The organism is Brachybacterium sp. P6-10-X1, assembly GCF_001969445.1.
Classification (GTDB): Bacteria; Actinomycetota; Actinomycetes; order Actinomycetales; family Dermabacteraceae; genus Brachybacterium.
The window spans coordinates 1,221,870-1,242,473 of sequence record NZ_CP017297.1 but is presented as its reverse complement, the minus strand read 5'-3'; the positions used below and the strand labels follow the sequence as shown (position 1 = coordinate 1,242,473).

At 70.9% G+C, this 20,604-nt stretch carries 21 protein-coding genes; 18 read left to right on the top strand and 3 right to left on the bottom strand.

The genetic code is table 11. From position 1 onward, the window contains the following. Positions 1-114: 114 nt before the first annotated feature. The 15 genes from rpmE (at position 115) to BH708_RS05615 (ending at position 12,881) form a co-directional block, all read left to right on the top strand. Positions 115-327, top strand: coding sequence for a 50S ribosomal protein L31 (rpmE, locus tag BH708_RS05685; RefSeq protein ID WP_076807294.1), 213 nt, complete (start codon positions 115-117; stop codon positions 325-327). Positions 328-524: 197 nt separating this feature from the next. Then, positions 525-1,658 carry a peptide chain release factor 1 gene (gene prfA / locus BH708_RS05680; protein WP_076807292.1) on the top strand — a complete coding sequence of 378 codons (1,134 nt, stop codon included), beginning with the start codon at positions 525-527 and terminating at the stop codon, positions 1,656-1,658. Next, a complete protein-coding gene (gene prmC, locus BH708_RS05675; protein WP_076807291.1) occupies positions 1,655-2,575 on the top strand; it encodes a peptide chain release factor N(5)-glutamine methyltransferase in 921 nt (306 codons plus the stop codon). Before prfA ends, prmC begins: the two co-directional genes overlap by 4 nt. Then, complete coding sequence (locus BH708_RS05670) at positions 2,572-3,663, top strand: L-threonylcarbamoyladenylate synthase (RefSeq protein ID WP_076807289.1); 1,092 nt, start codon at positions 2,572-2,574, stop codon at positions 3,661-3,663. Before prmC ends, BH708_RS05670 begins: the two co-directional genes overlap by 4 nt. Further along, the gene (locus BH708_RS05665) at positions 3,660-4,784 is read left to right on the top strand and encodes a glycosyltransferase family 4 protein (protein ID WP_076807287.1); all 1,125 of its coding nucleotides are present in this window, start codon (positions 3,660-3,662) and stop codon (positions 4,782-4,784) included. The genes BH708_RS05670 and BH708_RS05665 overlap by 4 nt, the downstream gene beginning before the upstream one ends. Further along, positions 4,768-5,259, top strand: coding sequence for a hypothetical protein (locus BH708_RS05660; protein ID WP_076807285.1), 492 nt, complete (start codon positions 4,768-4,770; stop codon positions 5,257-5,259). Before BH708_RS05665 ends, BH708_RS05660 begins: the two co-directional genes overlap by 17 nt. 228 nt (positions 5,260-5,487) lie before the next feature. After that, on the top strand, positions 5,488-6,270 hold the full coding sequence (atpB, locus tag BH708_RS05655) for a F0F1 ATP synthase subunit A (RefSeq protein ID WP_371330007.1): 783 nt from the start codon (positions 5,488-5,490) through the stop codon (positions 6,268-6,270). Positions 6,271-6,341: 71 nt separating this feature from the next. After that, positions 6,342-6,581 carry an ATP synthase F0 subunit C gene (gene atpE, locus BH708_RS05650; RefSeq protein WP_076807282.1) on the top strand — a complete coding sequence of 80 codons (240 nt, stop codon included), beginning with the start codon at positions 6,342-6,344 and terminating at the stop codon, positions 6,579-6,581. 10 nt (positions 6,582-6,591) lie between these two features. Next, positions 6,592-7,131, top strand: a complete 540-nt coding sequence (locus BH708_RS05645; protein WP_076807281.1) for a F0F1 ATP synthase subunit B — start codon at positions 6,592-6,594, stop codon at positions 7,129-7,131. A 9-nt stretch (positions 7,132-7,140) separates the two neighbouring features. Beyond that, on the top strand, positions 7,141-7,956 hold the full coding sequence (locus BH708_RS05640) for a F0F1 ATP synthase subunit delta (protein ID WP_076807279.1): 816 nt from the start codon (positions 7,141-7,143) through the stop codon (positions 7,954-7,956). 83 nt (positions 7,957-8,039) lie between these two features. Beyond that, positions 8,040-9,662: a F0F1 ATP synthase subunit alpha gene (gene atpA, locus BH708_RS05635; RefSeq protein ID WP_076807277.1), complete on the top strand. Its 1,623-nt coding sequence runs from the start codon at positions 8,040-8,042 to the stop codon at positions 9,660-9,662. A 72-nt stretch (positions 9,663-9,734) separates the two neighbouring features. Beyond that, positions 9,735-10,646, top strand: coding sequence for a F0F1 ATP synthase subunit gamma (locus tag BH708_RS05630; protein ID WP_076807275.1), 912 nt, complete (start codon positions 9,735-9,737; stop codon positions 10,644-10,646). A 52-nt stretch (positions 10,647-10,698) separates the two neighbouring features. After that, the gene (gene atpD, locus BH708_RS05625; RefSeq protein WP_076807273.1) at positions 10,699-12,153 is read left to right on the top strand and encodes a F0F1 ATP synthase subunit beta; all 1,455 of its coding nucleotides are present in this window, start codon (positions 10,699-10,701) and stop codon (positions 12,151-12,153) included. Next, a complete protein-coding gene (locus BH708_RS05620; protein WP_076807272.1) occupies positions 12,150-12,422 on the top strand; it encodes a F0F1 ATP synthase subunit epsilon in 273 nt (90 codons plus the stop codon). The genes atpD and BH708_RS05620 overlap by 4 nt, the downstream gene beginning before the upstream one ends. Positions 12,423-12,440: 18 nt before the next feature. Next, on the top strand, positions 12,441-12,881 hold the full coding sequence (locus BH708_RS05615) for a DUF2550 domain-containing protein (RefSeq protein WP_076807270.1): 441 nt from the start codon (positions 12,441-12,443) through the stop codon (positions 12,879-12,881). 21 nt (positions 12,882-12,902) lie between these two features. Here BH708_RS05615 and BH708_RS05610 read toward each other — a convergent pair whose 3' ends face one another. Further along, entirely contained in the window at positions 12,903-14,138 is a 1,236-nt protein-coding gene (locus tag BH708_RS05610) for an N-acetylglucosamine-6-phosphate deacetylase (RefSeq protein WP_076807269.1), read from the bottom strand. A gap of 20 nt (positions 14,139-14,158) precedes the next feature. Continuing rightward, positions 14,159-14,866, bottom strand: a complete 708-nt coding sequence (gene nucS, locus BH708_RS05605) for an endonuclease NucS (RefSeq protein WP_076807267.1) — start codon at positions 14,864-14,866, stop codon at positions 14,159-14,161. A 174-nt stretch (positions 14,867-15,040) separates the two neighbouring features. Between nucS and BH708_RS20105 the strand changes: the two genes are divergently transcribed. From BH708_RS20105 to BH708_RS05590, 3 genes are all read left to right on the top strand, one after another. After that, positions 15,041-16,171, top strand: coding sequence for a hypothetical protein (locus BH708_RS20105; RefSeq protein ID WP_076807265.1), 1,131 nt, complete (start codon positions 15,041-15,043; stop codon positions 16,169-16,171). Beyond that, complete coding sequence (locus BH708_RS05595; protein ID WP_076807264.1) at positions 16,168-17,256, top strand: hypothetical protein; 1,089 nt, start codon at positions 16,168-16,170, stop codon at positions 17,254-17,256. Before BH708_RS20105 ends, BH708_RS05595 begins: the two co-directional genes overlap by 4 nt. Positions 17,257-17,352: 96 nt before the next feature. Continuing rightward, a complete protein-coding gene (locus BH708_RS05590) occupies positions 17,353-18,258 on the top strand; it encodes a co-chaperone YbbN (RefSeq protein ID WP_076807262.1) in 906 nt (301 codons plus the stop codon). A 93-nt stretch (positions 18,259-18,351) separates the two neighbouring features. On the opposite strand, the gene glgB is transcribed toward BH708_RS05590, so the two are convergent. Then, the gene (gene glgB, locus BH708_RS05585; RefSeq protein ID WP_076810854.1) at positions 18,352-20,520 is read right to left on the bottom strand and encodes a 1,4-alpha-glucan branching protein GlgB; all 2,169 of its coding nucleotides are present in this window, start codon (positions 20,518-20,520) and stop codon (positions 18,352-18,354) included. Positions 20,521-20,604: the final 84 nt, after the last annotated feature.

Below are 20,604 nucleotides of genomic sequence, written 5' to 3'. Positions count from 1 at the left end.
GCACGACGTCCGCCGAGATCTCGCGGGGCGGGGCCGGACGTGGCAGACTATGACGTCGGTTCTGGTTCACGGCGCTCGCCGGGCGCCGACCCAGCGACCCCGAGAAGGAGAGACATGAAGGCTGAGATCCACCCCCAGTACGTCGAGACCCAGGTGTCCTGCACCTGTGGCAACTCGTTCACCACTCGCAGCACGAAGGGCGACGGCGTCATCCGCGCCGAGGTCTGCTCCGCGTGCCACCCGTTCTACACCGGCAAGCAGAAGATCCTCGACACCGGCGGTCGCGTGGCCCGCTTCGAGGCCCGCTACGGCAAGAAGAAGGCCTGATCGACGTGCTCCCGGGGTAGGGAGCACGAGCGGTAGGAGACCAGGAAGAACGGACAAGGCCTGAGCCTGACCGTCCAGAGCTGGTGATCGGGTCGCGAGGCCCTGGCCCGATCGACCCAGGCTCCGACGCCGGTGCGCGCCCCAGGGCGTGCACCGGCGTCGTCTCGTGCGGGGCCGGAGTCGAGCGGAGGACCGGGATGGAAGCACGCGGCGAGGATCGTCTCGCACCGCTGCGGCGCGAGCATGCCCGTCTGCAGGACTCGATGGCCGATCCCGCGCTCCATGACGACCCCGCGCGGGCCCGCCGCGTCGGTCGGCGGTACGCCGAGCTCGACACCGTGCTCGCCGCCGCAGCGCGGGTCGAGGCCACCCGCGCCGATCTCGAGACCGCCCGCGAGCTCGCCGAGCTGGGGGAGGGGGACGCGGAGCTCGCCGCCGAGGCCGAGCTGCTCTCCGAGCGCTGGGAGGCCGAGCATCACCATCTCGAGGACCTCCTGGCCCCGCGCGATCCCGACGACGCCCGTGATGTGATCCTCGAGATCAAGGCCGGCGCCGGCGGTGAGGAGTCCGCCCTGTTCGCCGACGAGATGCTGCGCATGTACCGCTCCTACGCGGAGCACAGGGGATGGCGGGTCGAGGTGCTCACCTCCGCCGAGACCGAGCTGGGCGGCCTCAAGGACGTCACCGTCGCCATCAGCGGCAGCCCCTCCGCGGCCCCGGCCGACGGCGTCTACGCCCATCTCAAGCACGAGGCCGGGGTGCACCGCGTCCAGCGGGTGCCGGTCACCGAGTCCGCGGGCCGCATCCACACCTCCGCCGTCGGCGTCCTCGTGCTGCCCGAGGCCGATGAGGCCGACGAGGGTGAGCTGCTGGCCGAGGCGATGGCCCCCGCGAACCTGCGCATCGACGTGTTCCGCTCCAGCGGCCCAGGCGGCCAGAGCGTGAACACCACCGACTCCGCGGTGCGCATCACCCATCTTCCCACCGGGGTCGTCGTCTCCTGTCAGGACCAGAAGAGCCAGCTGCAGAACCGGGAGCAGGCCCTGCGGATCCTGCGCACGCGCCTGCTGGACGCCCGGCGCCTCGAACAGGAGCAGGCCTCCTCCGCGACCCGCCGCTCGCAGGTGCGCACGGTCGACCGCAGCGAGCGCATCCGCACCTACAACTTCCCCGAATCCCGTGTGGCGGACCACCGCACCGGCTACAAGGCCGGAAACCTCTCCCAGGTCCTGGCCGGGGACCTCGAGGGCCTCATCGCCTCCGCCCGGGACGCCGAGCGGGCCGCCCGCCTGGCAGAGGCCCAGCAGGCCGTCTCGGAGGACACCCCGTGAGCGGCGCCGCGACCCGCGTGGCCCTGCGGGAGGCCCTCGCCGAGACGACCCAGCGTCTCGGCCGAGCCGGCGTGGCCTCGCCCAGCGTCGATGCCAGGGCGCTGATCGCCGAGGCCGCCGGCACCGAACGCCCGCTGGTCCTGCTCGATGACCTCCCGGCGGGCTTCGCGGCGCAGCTCGAGCAGCTCACTGCGCGTCGTGAGCGCCGCGAACCCCTCCAGCTCATCCTCGGCCGTGCGCCCTTCCGCCGCCTGATGCTGCGGGTGCGCGAGGGCGTGTTCATCCCTCGGCCGGAGACCGAACTGGCCGTGGATCTGATGCAGGCACATGCCTCGGGTCCGCTGGAGAACCTCGTGGACCTGTGCACGGGCGGCGGCGCCCTCGCTGCCTCCGCCCTCGACGAGATCCCCACGGCCCGGGTGCTCGCCGTCGAGATCGATCCTCGCGCCGCGGAACTCGCCGCGGAGAACCTCGAGGCGGCCGGTCCCGGCCGAGGCCGCGTCCTGCGCGCCGACCTCACCGGCGATCCCGGCAGCCCCGAGCTGGCCGAGCTCGCCGCGACGGCCCCGGTCGACGCGATCCTGTCCAACCCGCCCTACATCCCGCCCGAGGCCGTGCCCCGGGACGCCGAGGTGCTCGAGCACGACCCCCATCACGCCCTGTTCGGCGGTGGCGAGGACGGGCTCGAGGTGCCGCGCGCCGTGATCGACTGGGCCGCCCGCCTGCTGCGGCCCGGGGGCGTGCTGATCATGGAGCACGCCGACGTCCAGGGCCCTGCGGCCCAGGACGCCGCCACCCGCGCAGGTGGATTCGACACTGTGCGCACCGCCGGTGATCTGACCGGCCGTGACCGCTTCCTGGTGGCCCGTCGCGCCGCCGGGGACCCGACCCCTGGAAGTGAGAGACTGACCCGGTGAGCGTCCACGACACCCAGAACCCCGAATCCCGCGAGGCCGCCCTCACGGCGGCGACGCAGGCCGTCCGCGACGGCAAGCTCATCGTGCTGCCGACCGACACCGTCTACGGAATCGGGGCCGACGCCTTCACGTCGGACGCGGTCGCGGACCTGCTCGAGGCCAAGGGGCGCGGCCGCGACGTCCCGCCGCCCGTGCTGATCGGCGACCACGCCGTGCTGCTCGCGCTCGCTCTGGACGTCCCCGAGTACGTCGAGCGTCTCGCCGAGGAGTTCTGGCCCGGTCCGCTGACCCTGATCCTGAACGCCCAGCCGTCCCTGACCTGGGACCTGGGGGAGACCCGCGGCACCGTCGCTCTGCGCATGCCCGATGACGAGATCGCCCTGGACCTGCTGCGCCGCACAGGGCCCCTCGCCGTCTCCAGCGCGAACCGGCACGGGAAGTCCGCCGCGCTGACGGTGCTCGACGCCGCCACCCAGCTCGGCGACGCGGTCGAGGAATACCTCGACGGCGGCACCGCCCGCCTCGGCACCAGCTCCACCATCATCGACACCACCGTCGAGCCCGCGGAGATCGTCCGCGAAGGTTCGCTGAGCGCGGAGGACATCGTCGCGGTCGTCGGCGACATCTTCACCGCCCCGGAGCCCGAGGAGCACGAGGAGACGAAGGACGCCGGGGGGACCGGCGGGGACGCGACGTCCGACGGAGCCGAGGAGCCCGAGGTCGACGGAGCGCGGCCCGAGGGGGATGCCGGGGCCGTCCAGGATGCGGGGGAGCCCGACGAGGGCACCACACCCGAGGGCGGGACCATCGCACCGTCCGGCGACACCGCGGGGACGTCCGAGGACACCACGGAGGTGCTCGGCGGGACCCCGGCAGCCGCCCCCGACGCCGCTCACGGGGACGGCGCGGCGAGGACCGACCCCACCGCATCGGCCGCGGATGCTCCTGAGGCGCACCCCGGCGTGCTGGACCTCCCGTCCGAGCCGGATCTCGTCGAGCTCTCCACCACCCCCACCGAGGACGTCACCCCTGACCCCGCTCCGTCCACGGAGGAGGACGAGCCCGGACGGGGGAGCACCGCCGGGTGAGGATCTATCTCTTCATCCTCCTGGTCGCCGCGGCCGTGACGTACCTGATCACTCCCGCGGTGCGCTTGCTGGCCCGGCGCGCCGGAGCGATGACCGCCGTGCGGGAGCGCGACGTGCACGATGCGGTGACCCCGCGCCTGGGCGGTCTGGCCATGCTCGCCGGGGTGGTCGTGGCGATGCTGATCGCGAGCAACGTGCCGTTCCTCGAGGGGCTCTTCCGCGACACCCGCCAGCCCTGGGCGATCCTCGTGGCCGCAGCGCTGGTGTGCCTGCTCGGGGCGGCCGACGACAAGTGGGATCTGGACTGGTGGGCCAAGCTCGCCGGGCAGGTGCTGGCCGCCATGCTGCTCGCGTGGCAAGGGGTCAGCCTGGTCTCGCTGCCGATCGGCGGCGTCACGATCCTCTCGGAGCGCTCCGCGCTGATCCTCACCGTGCTGGTGGTGGTCGTCAGCATGAACGCCGTGAACTTCGTCGACGGGCTCGACGGGCTCGCCGCCGGGGTGATGGCCATCGGCGGGTCCGCCTTCTTCCTGTACGCCTACATGCTCACCCGCACCGTCTCCACGACCGACTACTCCTCTCTGGCCGCCCTGCTGACAGCGGTGCTGATCGGTGCGTGCGTGGGGTTCCTGCCGCACAACATGACGCGCGCCCGGATCTTCATGGGCGATTCCGGGTCGATGCTGCTGGGTCTGCTGCTCGCCGCCTCCACCATCGCGGTCACCGGCCAGGTCGACCCCGCCCGCCTCTCGGGCGCGGACATCTTCGGCCAGTTCCTGCCGATCCTGCTGCCCATCGGCGTGATGGTGATCCCCTTCCTCGACTTCGCACTCGCCGTGGTGCGGCGGATCGGCTCGGGCAAGTCGCCCTTCCACGCCGACAAGGCCCATCTCCACCACCGCCTGCTCCGACTGGGCCATTCCAAGCGCACCGCGGTGCTGATCATGTACACCTGGACCGTCGTGGTCTCCGTGGGGCTGCTGCTGCCGATCATGGTGAGCACCCGCGCCGTCGTGATCTTCTGGGTGTGCGGGCTCCTGTTCGCCCTCCTGCTGACCTTCGACCCGCTGAGATGGCGCCCCGGTCGCCATCGGAAGGACTCCGATGTCCCCTCGACCTGAACGTGCCGCCCCGCAGAGCCCGGAGCGGCCGCGGCGCCGCCCCGTCGGCGACCGAGCGATGCAGCGGGCCACGCTGATGGCCCTCGGCGTCGGGATCGTGCTCGACGTCCTCGTGATCGTGCTCGCGGCGCTGATCGGGGAGCCCCCGGCGCTCGGCGGCGCGCTGATCGGCGGTGGTCTCACCCTCGTGATCGTGCTGCCGACGGTCGCCGTCGCCTTCGCCGGCAAGCACCTGAGCCCGGTGTCGATGGCGGCGACGGTGCTGGGCAGCTGGGCCGTCAAGATGCTCATTGTGATCCTCGTCCTGATCGCGGTGCGGGACCTGGAGGCGGTGTCGACCCGATGGATCGGCCTCGCATTGCTGGTGGGCGCGGTCTCGGCCGTGTTGGTGGAGGCCGTGCTGCTGGCGCGGTCCCGTCAGCCCCTCGAGGTGGAGCCCCCTGAGGACCCCTCGGAGCACCCGTCGGGATCATGACTCTCTGTTATGCTTTCCCAGGTGCTCGACCGCTGATCACGGTGCAATACCGCAGGGGATACGACCACTGATCGACCACCCGGAACGCCCTGGCGTCGTCCATCGCCGTACGCACGGTGGCCGCCCCGGCAATGGTCGCGATCGAGTTGACGGCTACGGTCGGCGCTGCTGCGCTCGGCCACACGACCACGGGAGATCGAGCTGAACACCGCAGACCTCAGCCCCACGCTGCACGCCGAGGGCGAATCGCTCTTCCACATCCCGACGCTGGCGGAGTTCTTCCCGCCCCCGATCCTGTTCGCCGGCACGCCGTTCGAGTTCAACCGCGTCCAGCTGGTCCGTCTCGTCGTCCTCGCCGTCGTGCTGATCGTGATGTGCGTGATCGCCTCCCGCGCCAAGCTCGTGCCCGGCAAGGCGCAGAGCATCGTCGAGATGATCATCGAGTTCGTGCACACCACGATCATCCAGAACACCCTCGGCATCCGCGAGGGCCGGCGCTTCGCCCCCTTCCTGGTCACCTTGTTCTTCCTCATCCTCACGATGAATCTCGCGGGAGTGGTCCCCGGCCTCAACCTCGCCGGCACCTCCGTCATCGGGCTCCCGCTGCTGGCGGCCCTGTGGACCTTCGCGGTGTACGTCATCTTCGGCGTGAAGAAGCACGGCTTCCTCGGCTACATCAAGCACGAGACCATGCCCCCCGGGGTCCCCAAGCCCATCTACATCCTGCTGGTCCCGATCGAGTTCTTGCAGGTCGTCCTGATCCGCTGGGCCTCGCTGACCATCCGACTCCTGGCCAACATGGTGGCCGGCCACATCATGATGGTCGTCTTCATCGGCATCACCCAGGGGCTCCTGCTGTCCGGCACCTGGCTGATCGCGGTCTCGCCCTTCTCCGGAGCGCTCGCCATCGGCATCTACGGCTTCGAGATCTTCGTCGCCGGCCTGCAGGCCTTCATCTTCACGATGCTCGCCGCGGCCTACATCCAGATGGCCACCTCCGACGAGCACTGAGCCCCGCACCACACCTCCCGCAAGACCCTGTCTGCCGTCCGCCCGGTCGGCACAACGAAAGGAAACACCCCGTGGACCCGATGATCCTCTCTGAACTCAACGGCAACGTCGCGTCGATCGGCTACGGCCTCGCCGCGATCGGTCCGGGCATCGGCATCGGCATCATCGTCGGCAAGACCGCCGAGGCCACCGCTCGCCAGCCCGAGCTGCGCGGCGCCCTGCAGTCGACCATGTTCATCGGCATCGCCTTCACCGAGATCCTGACGCTGCTCGCCATCGTCACCGGCCTCATCTTCGGCGGAACGGCCTGAGGCACCCCTGATGCTCAACGCCGAAGCAGAAGTCCCAGGCTACAAACTCCTGCTGCCTGAGACGTCGGAGATCGTCTGGACGCTGATCTTCCTCGTCATCTTCGCCGTCGTCTTCATGAGGTTCGTCCTGCCGCGGCTGAACGCCGTGCTGGAGGAGCGCTCCGAGAAGATCGAGGGGGGCCTGAAGAAGGCCGAGGAGGTCCAGCAGCAGGCCGACGACCTCCGCGCCACCCAGGAGCAGGAGCTCGCCGCCGCCCGCCAGGAGGCCGCCGGCATCCGCGAGAAGGCCCGCCAGGACGGTGCCCGCATCGTCGAGGAGGCCAGGGCCCGTGCCGAGTCCGAGTCCGAGCGCGTCCTCGTGGCCGGTCGCCAGCAGCTGTCCGCAGAGCGCCAGACGGCGTCCGCCCAGCTGCACCACGAGGTCGGTTCGCTCGCCAGCGACCTGGCTTCCAAGATCGTCGGCGAGTCCCTCACCGACGACGAGCGCTCCCGCCGTGTGATCGACCGGTTCCTGGACGACCTCGAGTCGAGCCAGACCGCCACCCGATAAGGACCAGTGATGCGAGGAACTTCCTCCACCTCGTTCGCCGAGGTCGCCCAGCAGGCCCGCTCCGTCTTCTCCACGGAGGGGCTCCCGCTGGAAGCGACCGCGGACGAACTGTTCGCGATCGCGGACGCGATCGACTCCAGCAATCAGCTCGTGCGCCTGCTCAGCGACTCCGGTCGTGACGCCGAGATGAAGGAGACGGCCGTCCGGACGCTGCTGACCGGCAAGGTCGGCGACGCCGCCCTCGGCCTGGCCCTCGAGGTCGTGCGCCGCCGGTGGTCCGAGCAGGAGGACATCCTCGATGCGCTCGAACAGCTGGGTGTGCTCGCCCTGCTGGAGCAGTCGGAGCGCGGGGGGTCCCTCGCGCAGGTCGAGGAGGAGCTGTTCCAGTTCTCCCGCCTGATCGACGACAGCCCCGAGCTGTCCTCGAGGTTCGACGATGCGCGCCAGGATCCCGCCTCCCGCGGCACCGTGGTCCGCTCCCTGCTCGGAGGTCGGGCCCACGCCCTCACCTCCACGCTCGCGGTCCGAGCGGTCTCGCGTCGCACGGACGCCAAGCCCGCGCGCCGCGTGCGCGAGTTCGCGGAGTTCGCCTCGGAGCAGCGCCGTCGGCTCCTGGCGGTCGTCGAGAGCTCCCGGCCGCTCGACGAGGCGCAGCAGTCCCGCCTCGGCGCCGTGCTCGCGGGCATCTACGGCCGCGAGGTCCAGATGGCCCTCGAGGTCGACCCGGATGTCGTGGGCGGCTTGAAGATCCACGTCGGGGACGACCTCTACGACGCAACCGTCCTCGCGCGCCTGGCGAAGGCCCGCGACCACCTGGTGTCCTGACGGCCCCGGCCGCGGCACCCGCCCCCAGCACCACACATCACCGCCCGCAGCGACGGGACCACGAGAGGAAGCGAAGCACCGCGATGGCTGAGCTCACGATCCGCCCGGAGGACATCCGGCACGCCCTGGACACCGCCGTGTCCACCTACCAGGCAGAGACCACCGACCGCGAGGAGATCGGCCGCGTCACCGAGTCGGCCGACGGCATCGCCCGCGTCGAGGGCCTGCCCAACGTTATGGCCAACGAGCTGGTCCGCTTCGAGGGCGGCGAGCTGGGCCTGGCGCTGAACCTCGAACTGCGCGAGATCGGCGTCGTGGTTCTCGGCGAGTTCGGGGGCATCGAGGAGGGCCAGGAGGTCCGCCGCACCGGCGAGGTGCTCTCCGTCCCGGTCGGCGACGGCTACCTGGGCCGCGTGGTCGATCCCACCGGCGCCGCCATCGACGGCCTCGGGGCGATCGAGACCGTCGACCGCCGCGCTCTCGAGCTCCAGGCCCCCAGCGTCATGCAGCGCAAGAGCGTCAAGGAGCCGCTGCAGACCGGCATCAAGGCCATCGACGCGATGACCCCGATCGGCCGCGGCCAGCGCCAGCTGATCATCGGTGACCGCCAGACCGGCAAGACCACCCTCGCGCTCGACACCATCTTGAACCAGAAGGCCAACTGGGCCAGCGGCGACCCGAGCAAGCAGGTGCGCTGCATCTACGTGGCGGTCGGCCAGAAGGGGTCGACCATCGCCTCGGTGCGCTCGACCCTCGAGGCCGAGGGCGCGCTCGAGTACACCACCATCGTCGCCGCCCCGGCCTCGGACCCCGCCGGCTTCAAGTACATCGCGCCCTACGCGGGCTCGGCCATCGGCCAGCACTGGATGTACGAGGGCAAGCACGTCCTGATCGTCTTCGACGACCTGTCCAAGCAGGCCGAGGCGTACCGCGCGGTGTCGCTGCTGCTGCGCCGCCCGCCGGGCCGCGAGGCCTACCCCGGTGACGTCTTCTACCTGCACTCCCGCCTGCTCGAGCGCTGCGCGAAGCTCTCGGACGAGATGGGCGGCGGTTCGATGACCGGCCTGCCGATCATCGAGACCAAGGCCAACGACGTCTCGGCCTACATCCCGACCAACGTCATCTCGATCACCGATGGCCAGTGCTTCCTGCAGTCGGACCTGTTCAACGCGAACCAGCGTCCCGCGGTCGACGTCGGCGTCTCGGTCTCCCGCGTGGGCGGCTCGGCGCAGACGAAGGCCATGAAGTCCGTCTCGGGCACGCTGAAGATCGACCTCGCGCAGTACCGCGACCTCGAGGCCTTCGCGATGTTCGCCTCCGACCTGGACTCCGCGTCCAAGCAGCAGCTCAACCGCGGCGCCCGTCTGATGGAGCTGCTCAAGCAGGGCCAGTCCTCTCCCTTCCCGATGGAGGAGGAGGTCGTCTCGATCTGGGGCGGCACGAAGGGCAAGTTCGACGACATCGAGGTCGAGGACGTGCGCGACTTCGAGGAGCACCTCCTGGAGCACCTGCGCCACAACGGCGGTGTGCTCGAGGCGATCCGCACCTCGGGCAAGTTCGAGTCGGCCACCGAGGAGGAGCTGAGCGCGATCCTCGACGAGGTCAAGAAGGACTTCCTCGCCGGTAAGGGCAAGACGGCCATCAACGACGTCGCCGAGAGCCTGGAGGACGAGGAGATCGACCAGGAGACCATCGTTCGCGGCTGATCCGAACACCGTGCCCGCACCCCGCGGGCGGGCACGGCGGACGCCGGTTTCACGCCACGTACGAGGAGAGACATGGGAGCACAGCAGAGGATCTACAAGCAGCGGATCGGTTCCGCCCAGGGCATGAAGAAGATCTTCAAGGCCAAGGAGATGGTGGCGGCCTCGCGCATCTCCAAGGCGCACGCGCGCGTGCTCGCCACGACGCCGTACGCCGAGGCGATCACGCAGGCGATCGGCTCGGTCGCCACCCACACGCAGGATGCGGAGCACCCCTTCCTGCAGCAGGACCGTGCACAGTCCGGGCGGGCGGGGATCCTGCTGATCACCGCGGACCGCGGCATGACCGGTTCCTATTCGCACAATGCGATCCGCACGGCCGAGGAGCTGGCCAACACGCTGCGGGAGGAGGGCAAGACGCCGGTGCTGTACGTCGTCGGCCGCAAGGGCGAGACCTACTTCAGCTTCCGCAACCGCCCGCCACACCGGGCCTGGGCTCCGTACCACGAGTCCCAGCTCGGCGCCCTCGGCCAGGAGATCGGCCACAGCCTCTCGGCGGACCTGCTCAGCGAGGACCCGGAGGTCCACCTCGACGAGCTCTACCTCGTCGGGACCCGTTTCCTCACCCGGTTCCGGCAGGAGGCCCGGGCGAGCCGCCTGGTGCCGATGGAGCTGATGGACTCCGAGGGCGTGGACGCGTCGGCGTTCCCGCTGTACGAGTTCACCCCGGACCCGGCCGCGGTGCTGGAGGAGCTGATCCCCCGGTACGTCGAGTCCCGGATCGTCAACCTGCTCATGCAGTCGATGGCCTCGGAGCACGCCGCCACCCAGCGCGCCATGAAGACCGCGACCGACAACGCCCAGACCCAGATCGACAAGTTCACCCGCCTGGCGAACGCCGCCCGACAGGCGGAGATCACGCAGGAGATCTCGGAGATCGTCGGCGGTGCCGGCGCCCTGTCCGGATCCGGCCGCACCGAACGCTGAGACCTCGCCCCGCGCTTCGCCGCGCCGGCCCGACCCCTTGGAGAGAACGCACATGACCACCACAGCTCCCGCCCCTGCTACCGCGACCGGCCGTATTGCGCGCGTGACCGGCGCCGTCGTCGACATCGAGTTCCCGCCCGGGAACATCCCGGCGATGTACAACGCCCTGACCGCGACGGTCGAGATGAGTGGAGGACTCGGCACGACGGTCCTCACCCTCGAGACCGCCCAGCACCTCGGTGACGGGATGGTCCGCGCGATCGCGCTGAAGCCGACCGACGGGCTGATCCGCGGCCAGGACGTGACCGACACCGGCGCCCCGATCTCGGTGCCCGTCGGCGACGCCACCCTCGGCACCGTCTTCGACACCGTCGGCAATGCGCTGAACCTCCCCGAGGGCGAGACCCTCGAGGTCTCCGAGCGCTGGCCCATCCATCGCAAGGCGCCGAACTTCGACCAGCTGGAGTCCAAGACCCAGATGTTCGAGACCGGCATCAAGTCGATCGACCTGCTGACCCCGTACGTGCAGGGCGGCAAGATCGGTCTGTTCGGCGGCGCCGGCGTCGGCAAGACGGTGCTCATCCAGGAGATGATCTACCGCGTGGCCAACAACCACGACGGCGTGTCGGTGTTCGCAGGGGTCGGCGAGCGCACCCGTGAGGGCTGGGACCTCATCGAGGAGATGACCGAGTCCGGCGTCATCGAGAAGACCGCGCTGGTCTTCGGTCAGATGGACGAGCCGCCGGGCACCCGCCTGCGTGTGGCGCTGTCGGCGCTGACGATGGCGGAGTACTTCCGCGACGTGCAGGGCCAGGACGTGCTGCTGTTCATCGACAACATCTTCCGCTTCACCCAGGCGGGCCAGGAGGTCTCCACGCTGCTGGGCCGCATGCCCTCCGCCGTGGGCTACCAGCCCAACCTGGCGGACGAGATGGGCGTGCTCCAGGAGCGGATCACCTCCACCCGCGGCCACTCGATCACCTCGATGCAGGCGATCTACGTCCCGGCCGACGACTACACCGACCCGGCGCCGGCGACCACCTTCGCCCACCTCGACGCCACCACGGAGCTCTCCCGTGAGATCGCCTCGCGCGGTCTGTACCCGGCGATCGATCCGCTGACCTCGACCTCGCGGATCCTGGACCCGCAGTACGTGGGTCAGGAGCACTACGACACCGCGGTGCGCGTGAAGCAGATCCTGCAGCGCAACAAGGAGCTGCAGGACATCATCGCGATGCTCGGCGTCGACGAGCTCTCCGAGGAGGACAAGGTCACGGTCGCCCGCGCGCGTCGCATCCAGCAGTTCCTCTCGCAGAACACCCACCTCGCCAAGCAGTTCACCGGCGTCGACGGCTCGGACGTCCCGCTGCGCGACACCATCGAGGGCTTCAAGGGCATCTGCGACGGCGAGTTCGACCACATCACCGAGCAGGCGTTCTTCAACGTCGGCGGGATCGACATGGTGATGGAGAACCATCACCGCATCCAGAAGGAGCTGGGGGCGTGAGCACCCTCGAGGTCACCTTCGTCACCAGCGACCGGACCGTCTGGACCGGGCAGGCGGCGCAGGTCGTCGTGCCGGCCGCGGACGGCTCGATGGGTATCCTGCCGCGGATGCAGCCGACCCTCGCCGTGCTCGGAGACGGGCCGGTGCGGATCATCTCCGAGGACGGCTCGGTCGCCGAGCGGACCGTCCACGGCGGTTTCGTCTCCGTCGATTCCAATCAGGTGACCATCGGGGTCGACGACGCCGAGCTGCTCGACGCGGATCGCTGAGCCGAGTACGGTCCGTCCATGGCCCACCTGAACATCCCGATCCTCGTCCTGGGGATCGGGATGTTCGTTCTCGTCCTGGCGCTGGTGGTGGTGGGCCGCCAGGTGGTGCTGGCACGCCAGCGCGGCGCCTTCGAGTGCTCGCTCCAGCGCCGCGGCCTGGTGGGCGGCTCGAGCTGGCAGCACGGGCAGATGCGCTTCGGCACCGACCGGCTGCGCTGGTTCCGCGCGTTCTCGCTGCGGCTGCGTCCCGAGGTGATCATCCGCCGGTCCCAGATCCTCGACGTCGCCCGACGTCGGCTGCCCGCCCGGATCGAGGGCGAGGAGGATTCCTATCTCGTGGAGTTCTCCCTGCGCGGTGACCGCACCATCCTGGCGACGGTCGACCTGGTCTCCGGGGCCGCGCTGAATTCCTGGATCGAGGCGGCGCCGACCGGCCTGGTCATGGGGGACGCCGACTGAGCCCCGGAGCTCGCGGCCGTCTCAGGGCTCGACGACCCGGCCGCCCCGCAGCACCGTGACGGGGCGAAGCTGATCATCCACGAGCACTGCGTCACCACGACACCCGGGGGCGAGCGACCCGACCCGATCCTGCATCCCCAGGACCGCGGCGGGCACCGCGGAGGCCGCGCGCACCGCCCGGACCAGATCGACCCCGGCCTCACGCACGGCATGGCGCACCACGTCGAGCAGATGGGCCGTTCCCCCGGCGATCGAGGTGCCGCCGGTCAGAGTGGCGACGCCCGCCTCGACGGTGACGTCCAGCGCTCCCAGCCGGTACTGTCCGTCCGGCATCCCGGCGGCGGCCATCGCGTCCGTCACCAGCACCACGGAGTCCTCCGCGGCGACGGAGAAGACGTGCGCCACGGTCCGGGCGTCCAGGTGCACCCCGTCGGCGATCACCTCGACCACGAGCCGTCCTCGGGCGGCGGCGTCGAGCGCGGCGAAGGCGGGGCCCGGGTCGCGGTGGTGGATCGGACGCATCCCGTTGAACAGGTGCGTAGCGGTGGGGCGCGGGGAGCGGCCGTGCTCCCGGCGCAGCAGGGTGCGCGCCTGGTCGACGGCCTCGGTCATCTGGGTGCTCGAGCCGTCGGTGTGGCCGAGAGAGGGGACGGCCCCGACCTCGGCGAGGGCCCGGAGGACGTCCTCGGCGCCGTCCGCCTCGGGGGCGACGGTCATGGTCCCCAGCGCCCCACCGGCGAGCAGGGCGAGCTCCCGCACCAGGTCCCCGTCCCCGCCGATGATGTGCTCCGGGTTCTGGGCGCCGCGGCGAGCCGCCGAGATGAAGGGCCCTTCGAGGTGGATCGCGGCGATCTCGTCGGTGTCGTGGAGCCGCGCGAGGTCCCCCACGCGCTGCCGCAGCGTCTCGACGTCCGCCGTGACCAGGGAGGCGACCAGCGAGGTGGTGCCGTGGCGGCGATGCTCGTGCACCGCGGTGAGCATCTCCTGGGCGGTGGAGGAGTCCGGGAAGGAGACTCCGCCGCCCCCGTGGCAGTGGAGGTCCACCAGCCCCGGCAGGATCAGCCCGTCGTGCGTGAGAGTCTTCGCGGCCGCGTGGGACGGCGCCGCCGCAGCGGTCCCGGACCAGATCACGTGCCCGCCGGCGATGAGCACCAGGGCTCCCGGCACCACCCCCTGCTCGAGCACCGCGGTCCCGTGCAGCGCGAGGTCGACGGGCAGTGGGGCGGGGGAGTGGTCCGAGGTCGCGGCGGCGGGCATGGGAGCTCCTGGCGAAGGGATCAGAACAGGCGGGAGTCGACGTCGTCGATCCCGCGCAGGGCGTCGTAGTCCAGCGTCACGCAGTCGATGCCGCGATCACCCGCGAGCACCCGGGCCTGCGGCTTGATGGCCTGGGCCGCGAAGATCCCGCGCACCGGGGCGAGCAGGGGGTCGCGATTGAGCAGCTCGAGGTAGCGGGTGAGCTGTTCGACGCCGTCGATCTCCCCGCGCCGCTTGATCTCGACGGCCACGGAGCCGCCGTCGGCGTCGCGGGCCAGGATGTCGACCGGGCCGATCGCGGTGCCGTACTCACGGCGCACCAGCGACCAGCCGTCGCCCAGGGTCTCGATGTTCTGGGCGAGCAGGGCCTGCAGATGCGCCTCGATGCCGTCCTTCTGCAGCCCGGGGTCGACGCCGAGCTCATGGCTGGTGTCCTCGATGGTCTCGTGGACCCGCACCCGCAGGCGGTCGCCGGACTTGTCGTGGACCACGTCCCACTGCTCGATCCACGCGCCCTCGGGATCCTCGGCCGCCTCGTCGGCGCTGCGGGTCGAGGTGCGCAGCGTGCACGGCGGACTCATCCAGTTCAGGGGCTTGTAACTGCCGCCGTCGGAGTGGATCAGCACGCTGCCGTCGGCCTTGACGATCAGCAGGCGCGGAGCCAGCGGGAGATGAGCGGTGAGCCGACCGGTGTAGTCGACGGAACAACGGGCAACGACGAGACGCACCCGGCCAGGGTACGGCACCGAGGGGTCCCGGGGCCGTTCATGAGATGAGGATGAGAATCCCTTCACCTGGGTGCACATGGTCACGCGCCCCTGTCGCGTGATGAGGCCCCGCCCTATCGTGGGGAGGTCACCCGCTCGGGCCCGTGCGGGGCCCTCCGACCGAAAGAACCCATCGTGAAACGACTCCTCGCCGTGCTCCTGGTCCTGATCGGACTGATCGGACTGGTGCTGGGCCGCCTCGGCGAGACCACCTGGGCCCCGGCCGCCGAGACCACCGCGACGGTCGAGCTCGATGATCCTGGTCCTGCCGTGGTCATCGACCCGGGCGTGCTGTACGTCGGCGGCATGGAGGGCGAGGTGACCATCGAGGGCGCCTCGGACGTCTCGCTGATCACCGCCGACAACAGCGACATCGAGGCCTACCTCGAGGACGCCCGGTACACCCGCATCACCGGGGCGAGCGACTGGACCACGCTGAGCACGAAGGAGATCCACCCCGACGGGGCGACCGAGCTGAACGATCCCACCGGCTCCGACCTGTGGCGCACCGTCGAGACGAAGCCGTCGCCCTACACGTTCGACATCGAGGACTTCGCCGCCGGGGAGACCGGGGAGAACAAGCAGGTCTACCGTGCCCTGCTGATCGTCACCGACGGCACCGAGCCCGGTGCCGAGTCCGTCTCGATCACCTGGCCCGTGGACGATGAGAACGCATGGGTGCCCTACGCCTACGCCGGGGGTGCGGCGATCGCCGTCATCGGCCTGGTGCTGCTCGTGGTCTCCATCGGAGGTCGCCGCCGCGACGAGGGCGAGGAGGGGGAGCTGCTCGAGACCGAGGACGAGGACGTCGCCGCCGGGGACGCCGCCGCCGGGCAGGTCGCCGCCGGGGAGGTCGAGGGCGAGGCCCCCTCCGCCGCGGTCGCCGACCCCTCCGATCTCGACGAGGACGCCGCCGGTCCCGGGGAGGTCGATCCTGTCAGCGACGACGAGGGCACGGCCGTCGCCGCGGACTCCGCCGATGTCGCGGAGACCGCTGATGACGCGGACGCCGATGACGACGCAGGAGCCGCTGACGAGCACCTCGACGAGCCCGAGACCGAGATCCTCGCTCCCGCCGCCGAGGACGACACCGAGACCCTCGACGCGATCGAGGACGAGCCCACCGGTGCGGGCGTGACGGCCGAGGAGGCGGAGAATCCCGACGACGAGACGCGGAGCGTCGAGGACTCGGCCACAGCCCAGGACCCGGAGGACGGCGAGACGCCGACCGACGGGAGCGGCCCCCACCGCGAGGAGGGGCGATGAGCACCCGGAGACTGCCCCGCACCGCGTGGAAGGACCACCAGATGACCAGCCGACCCGTCGCCCGCCGCGGCCTCCTGATCGGTGCGGGATCCCTGCTCGCCGGCGGCGTCCTCGCCGCCTGCGGCTCCGATCCCGAGCCGCCTCCGGCGCCTCCGAAGGGCCCGGAGGCCGCCGAACCGACCCCGGTGAACACCACCGAGCAGCTGACCACCGTCGTCAGCGAGGTCAACGCCGACGTGGCGGAAGCCGACAAGGCCCTGGCGTCGGAGGAGCTCGCGCCGCGGGTGTCCGGCTCCGCGGTGCACTTCCGCAAGGCCGCCTACGCGATGATCGAGAAGGTCGACGCGTGGAGGGACTACCTCGACGCCCCCGGGCCTGAACTGGCCGTTCCCCTCACCACGGTCACGGCCGGGTTCCCGCGCTCCTCGATCGCGCTGGTGCAGGATCCGGAGCAGGAGGGGGTGCGCCACTTCGTCGCCCTGCAGCAGGTCGATGCCCAGTCGCCCTACACCTCGTGGGGGTGGGCGCGGCAGCTGGGCGGCATCGAGATGCCGAGCGTGTCCGATGCGCGGGTGGGCGCCGAGAACGTCGCGGCCGACACCGATGACCTGCTGATGACCCCTGCGAAGGCCCTGGAGCTGTACGCGAAGGTCCTCACCGACGGGGACAAGGCCGACCCGGACGACGTGATCGCCGACGATCCCTTCAAGACCACGCGCCACGAACAGATCCAGGGTGAGCGCAAGGATCTGAACGCCGGCGTGGAGAAGGACGAGGCCGCGACCATCCGCGAGACCTACGCCGTCCACGACAAGGAGTTCGTGGGTCTGCGCACCGACGACGGCGGAGCGATCGTGATGGGGACGTTGAAGTCGACGCGCACGGTGACCGTCAAGGACGGCGCGACCATGCGCTACACGGAGGACAACCAGTACACCGAGGTGGCCGGCACCCGGGAGTTCACCGACGAGTACATCCGCACCTACGGCACCCACGTCGCGCTGTACATCCCGGCGCACGGCGCCGACGCCGCCATCCAGCCGATCGGCGCGAGCCTGACCACCCTCACGGTCACCGGGGAGTGACCTCGGTCGGCGCCCTCGACCGCCGAGGAGGGCCCGCACCATCGTCGCGGACTCCCTAGACTGTCCGCGTCCCGACCTCGTCGAAGGAGTTCACCTGTGACCGATCCGTACGGCATCATCGATCTCGCCGCTCTCAAGCAGCCCGCCGACGCCGGGCCCGGGGGCGGGCAGTCCGCCGGTGCGGGCGCGACCTCCGCGCACGAGGTGGCCGTCACCGAGCAGGGTCTCGAGCAGCTGGTCGCCGACTCGCAGACGGTCCCGACGCTGATGCTCGTGACCAGCTCGCGCGTCCCGGACAGCGAGCAGTTCCTAGCCTCTCTGCGCCGTGCCGTCGATGCCCAGGGCGGCGCCGTCCGCCTGGCGGTCGTCGACGCCGACACCCAGCAGCGCGTGGCCGCGGCCCTTCGCGTCCAGCAGCTGCCCACCCTGCTGCTGCTGATCCTCGGCCAGATCCAGCCCATCGTGCAGTCGGTGCTGCCCGACGCGGAGGTCGACAACCTGATGACGCAGGTTCTCGAGCTCGCGAAACAGCAGGGCATGGAGGTCTCCGCGGTCGAGGGCGAGCAGGAGGCGCCGGCCGAGGAGCCGCTGCCCCCGCTGATCGCCGAGGCCTACGAGGCGATCGAGAAGGGCGATCTCGACGGAGCGGTCGCGGCCTACGAGAAGCAGCTCCGCGAGTCCCCGGCGGACGCCGAGGCGAAGTCCGGACTGGCCGCGGTCTCCCTCATGCAGCGCACCCAGGACATGGACGCGGACACTGTCCGTCAGGACGCCGCGCAGCGCCCGGCGGATCTGGACGCCCAGCTGAGGGTCGCCGATCTCGACATGCTCGGCGGTCACGTCGACGACGCCTTCACCCGGCTGCTCGATCACCTGCGCGGCGCCGACCAGGAGACGAAGGACGCGATCCGCGCCCGGCTGCTGGACCTGTTCGAGGTGGCGGGGCCCGGGGACCCGCGCGTCGCCGCCGCCCGCAAGCGCCTGGCGAACCTTCTGTTCTGAGGTCTCCGGGCCGGGTGGGCGGCGGTGCGGCGCCGTGCCGTGGGCGGCGCCCTGCACCCCGCACGCGGTGCGCGGCCTGACTGGGCGGGGCGTTCAGCCCTCCCGCACGCGCGCGGGCGCCAGGACCAGCGCCCCCAACGGCGGCACCGACAGCCGTACCGAGTGTCCCCTCCCGTGCAGGGGCAGCGCCTCGGCATGGACCCGCCCGAGATTCCCGATCCCGCTGCCGCCGTAGACCGGGGCATCGGTGTTCAGCAGCTCCAACCACGTCCCGCCCTCGGGCAGCGGCACCCGGTAGTCGTGCCACGCCTCCGGCGAGAAGTTCAGGACGAGGACCACCGGCTCCCCGTCGTCGTCGCGGCGCACGAAGGAGATCGTGTTGTGGCCGGCGTCGTCGCCGAGCAGCCACTCGAAACCGCCCGGGTCCTGGTCCCGCTCGTACAGCGCGGGCAGCTCGACCTGCAGGGCGTTGAGGTCCTTGACCAGCTGCTGGGCGCCGCGGTGCAGCGGGTACTCCAACAGCCACCACGGCAGCCCGGCCTGCTCGGACCACTCCGTGCCCTGGGCGAACTCGGTGCCCATGAAGATCAGTTGCTTGCCTGGATGGGTCCATTGCAGGGCCAGGTACGTGCGCAGCGACGCCGCCTGCTGCCAGTCGTCACCCGGAGCCTTGCGCAGCAACGACCCCTTGCCATGGACCACCTCGTCATGGCTGATCGGCAGCACGAAGTTCTCGGAGTACTGGTAGACCATCGAGAAGGTCAGCTCGCCGTGGTGGTACTGGCGGTTGATCGGATCCTGGCCGAGGTACTCCAGGGTGTCGTGCATCCAACCCATGTTCCACTTGAAGCCGAAGCCGAGCCCGCCGGTGTCGGTGCTGCGGGTGACGCCGGGGAACGACGTGGACTCCTCGGCGATCATCGCGATGCCGGGGGCCCGTTTGTACGCGGTGGCCGTGGTCTCCTGGAGGAAAGCGATGTTCTCGAGGTCCTCGCGGCCGCCGTGGCGGTTGGGCACCCACTCGCCGTCCTCGCGCGAGTAGTCGAGATAGAGCATCGAGGCGACGGCGTCGACCCGCAGTCCGTCGACGTGGAACTCCTCGAGCCAGTAGCACGCGTTGGCGACCAGGAAGTTGCGCACCTCGTGCCGGCCGGTGTCGAACACGAGGGTGCCCCAGTCCGGGTGCTCCCCGCGCCGTGGATCAGCGTGCTCGTACAGCGGCGTGCCGTCGAAGCGGGCCAGCGCCCATTCGTCCTTGGGGAAGTGGGCGGGGACCCAGTCCATGAGCACCCCGATCCCGGCTCCGTGCAGGGTGTCGATCAGGTGGCGCAAGTCGTCGGGGGAGCCCAGGCGCGAGGTCGGAGCGTAGTAGCCGGTGACCTGGTAGCCCCAGGAGCCGCCGAAGGGGTGCTCCGCCAGCGGCATGAACTCCACATGGGTGAAGCCCATCTCGGTGATGTAGTCGACCAGCTCGGTGGCCAGCTCCCGGTACCCGAGGCCGGGCCGCCAGCTGGGCAGGTGCAGCTCGTAGACGGACATCCGTGAGCTGACCGCATCGTGGGAGGCGCGCTGGGCGAGCCAGTGCTCGTCGGTCCACTCGAAGTCGCTGGTGGTCACCACCGAGCCGGTCGCCGGGGGAACCTCGGCCCGCCGCGCCATCGGATCGGCCCGGTCGCTCCAGGCGCCGTCGGCCCCCAGGACGCGGAACTTGTAGGTCTCGCCGTCGCCGATGCCGGGGACGAAGATCTCCCACACGCCGGAGGAGCCGAGGCTGCGCAGCGCATGGCCGCGCCCATCCCAGCCGTTGAACGCGCCGACGACCTGGACGGCGCGGGCGTTGGGGGGCCACACCGCGAAGGAGGTGCCCGCGACGTCGTCGAGGGTGCGCACATGGGCGCCGAGCGCCCGCCACAGCTCCTCGTGCCGGCCCTCGTGGATGAGGTGGAGGTCGAGCTCCCCGACGGTGGGCAGGAAGCGGTACGGCTCCTCCAGCTCAACGGGGGACCCGCCCTCGTCCCAGGTGACGCGCACCGTGTAGGAGTCCAGCGTGGGCGCCGCCAGGGCGGCTGCCCAGATCCCGTCGTACTCGTGCTCGAGGGCGTGGGAGCTGCCGTCGGGCAGGACCACCTCGACGGCCCGCGCGAAGGGCTTCAGGGTGCGCACGGTGACGGCGCCCTCGTACTCGTGGGCCCCGAGCACGGAGTGGGGATCGTGATAGCTGCCGGTCGCGGTGGAACCGAGCTCGTGCACGCCCAGGGGCATGACCGTCGGCCCGGTCGAGCTGCCGGTGGTGGAGCTGCCGGACGACGACCTGCCGGAGGACGGGCTCGCGGACGTCGCGCTCCC

Coding starts and splice junctions, on each gene's coding strand:
- BH708_RS05630 (WP_076807275.1), top strand. CDS start 9,735: ATGGGAGCACAGCAGAGGATCTACAAGCAGCGGATCGGTTCCGCCCAG.
- BH708_RS05640 (WP_076807279.1), top strand. CDS start 7,141: ATGCGAGGAACTTCCTCCACCTCGTTCGCCGAGGTCGCCCAGCAGGCC.
- prfA (WP_076807292.1), top strand. CDS start 525: ATGGAAGCACGCGGCGAGGATCGTCTCGCACCGCTGCGGCGCGAGCAT.
- BH708_RS05595 (WP_076807264.1), top strand. CDS start 16,168: ATGAGCACCCGGAGACTGCCCCGCACCGCGTGGAAGGACCACCAGATG.
- rpmE (WP_076807294.1), top strand. CDS start 115: ATGAAGGCTGAGATCCACCCCCAGTACGTCGAGACCCAGGTGTCCTGC.
- atpA (WP_076807277.1), top strand. CDS start 8,040: ATGGCTGAGCTCACGATCCGCCCGGAGGACATCCGGCACGCCCTGGAC.
- atpD (WP_076807273.1), top strand. CDS start 10,699: ATGACCACCACAGCTCCCGCCCCTGCTACCGCGACCGGCCGTATTGCG.
- BH708_RS05645 (WP_076807281.1), top strand. CDS start 6,592: ATGCTCAACGCCGAAGCAGAAGTCCCAGGCTACAAACTCCTGCTGCCT.
- BH708_RS05615 (WP_076807270.1), top strand. CDS start 12,441: ATGGCCCACCTGAACATCCCGATCCTCGTCCTGGGGATCGGGATGTTC.
- BH708_RS05660 (WP_076807285.1), top strand. CDS start 4,768: ATGTCCCCTCGACCTGAACGTGCCGCCCCGCAGAGCCCGGAGCGGCCG.
- BH708_RS05610 (WP_076807269.1), bottom strand. CDS start 14,138: ATGCCCGCCGCCGCGACCTCGGACCACTCCCCCGCCCCACTGCCCGTC.
- glgB (WP_076810854.1), bottom strand. CDS start 20,520: ATGCCCCTGGGCGTGCACGAGCTCGGTTCCACCGCGACCGGCAGCTAT.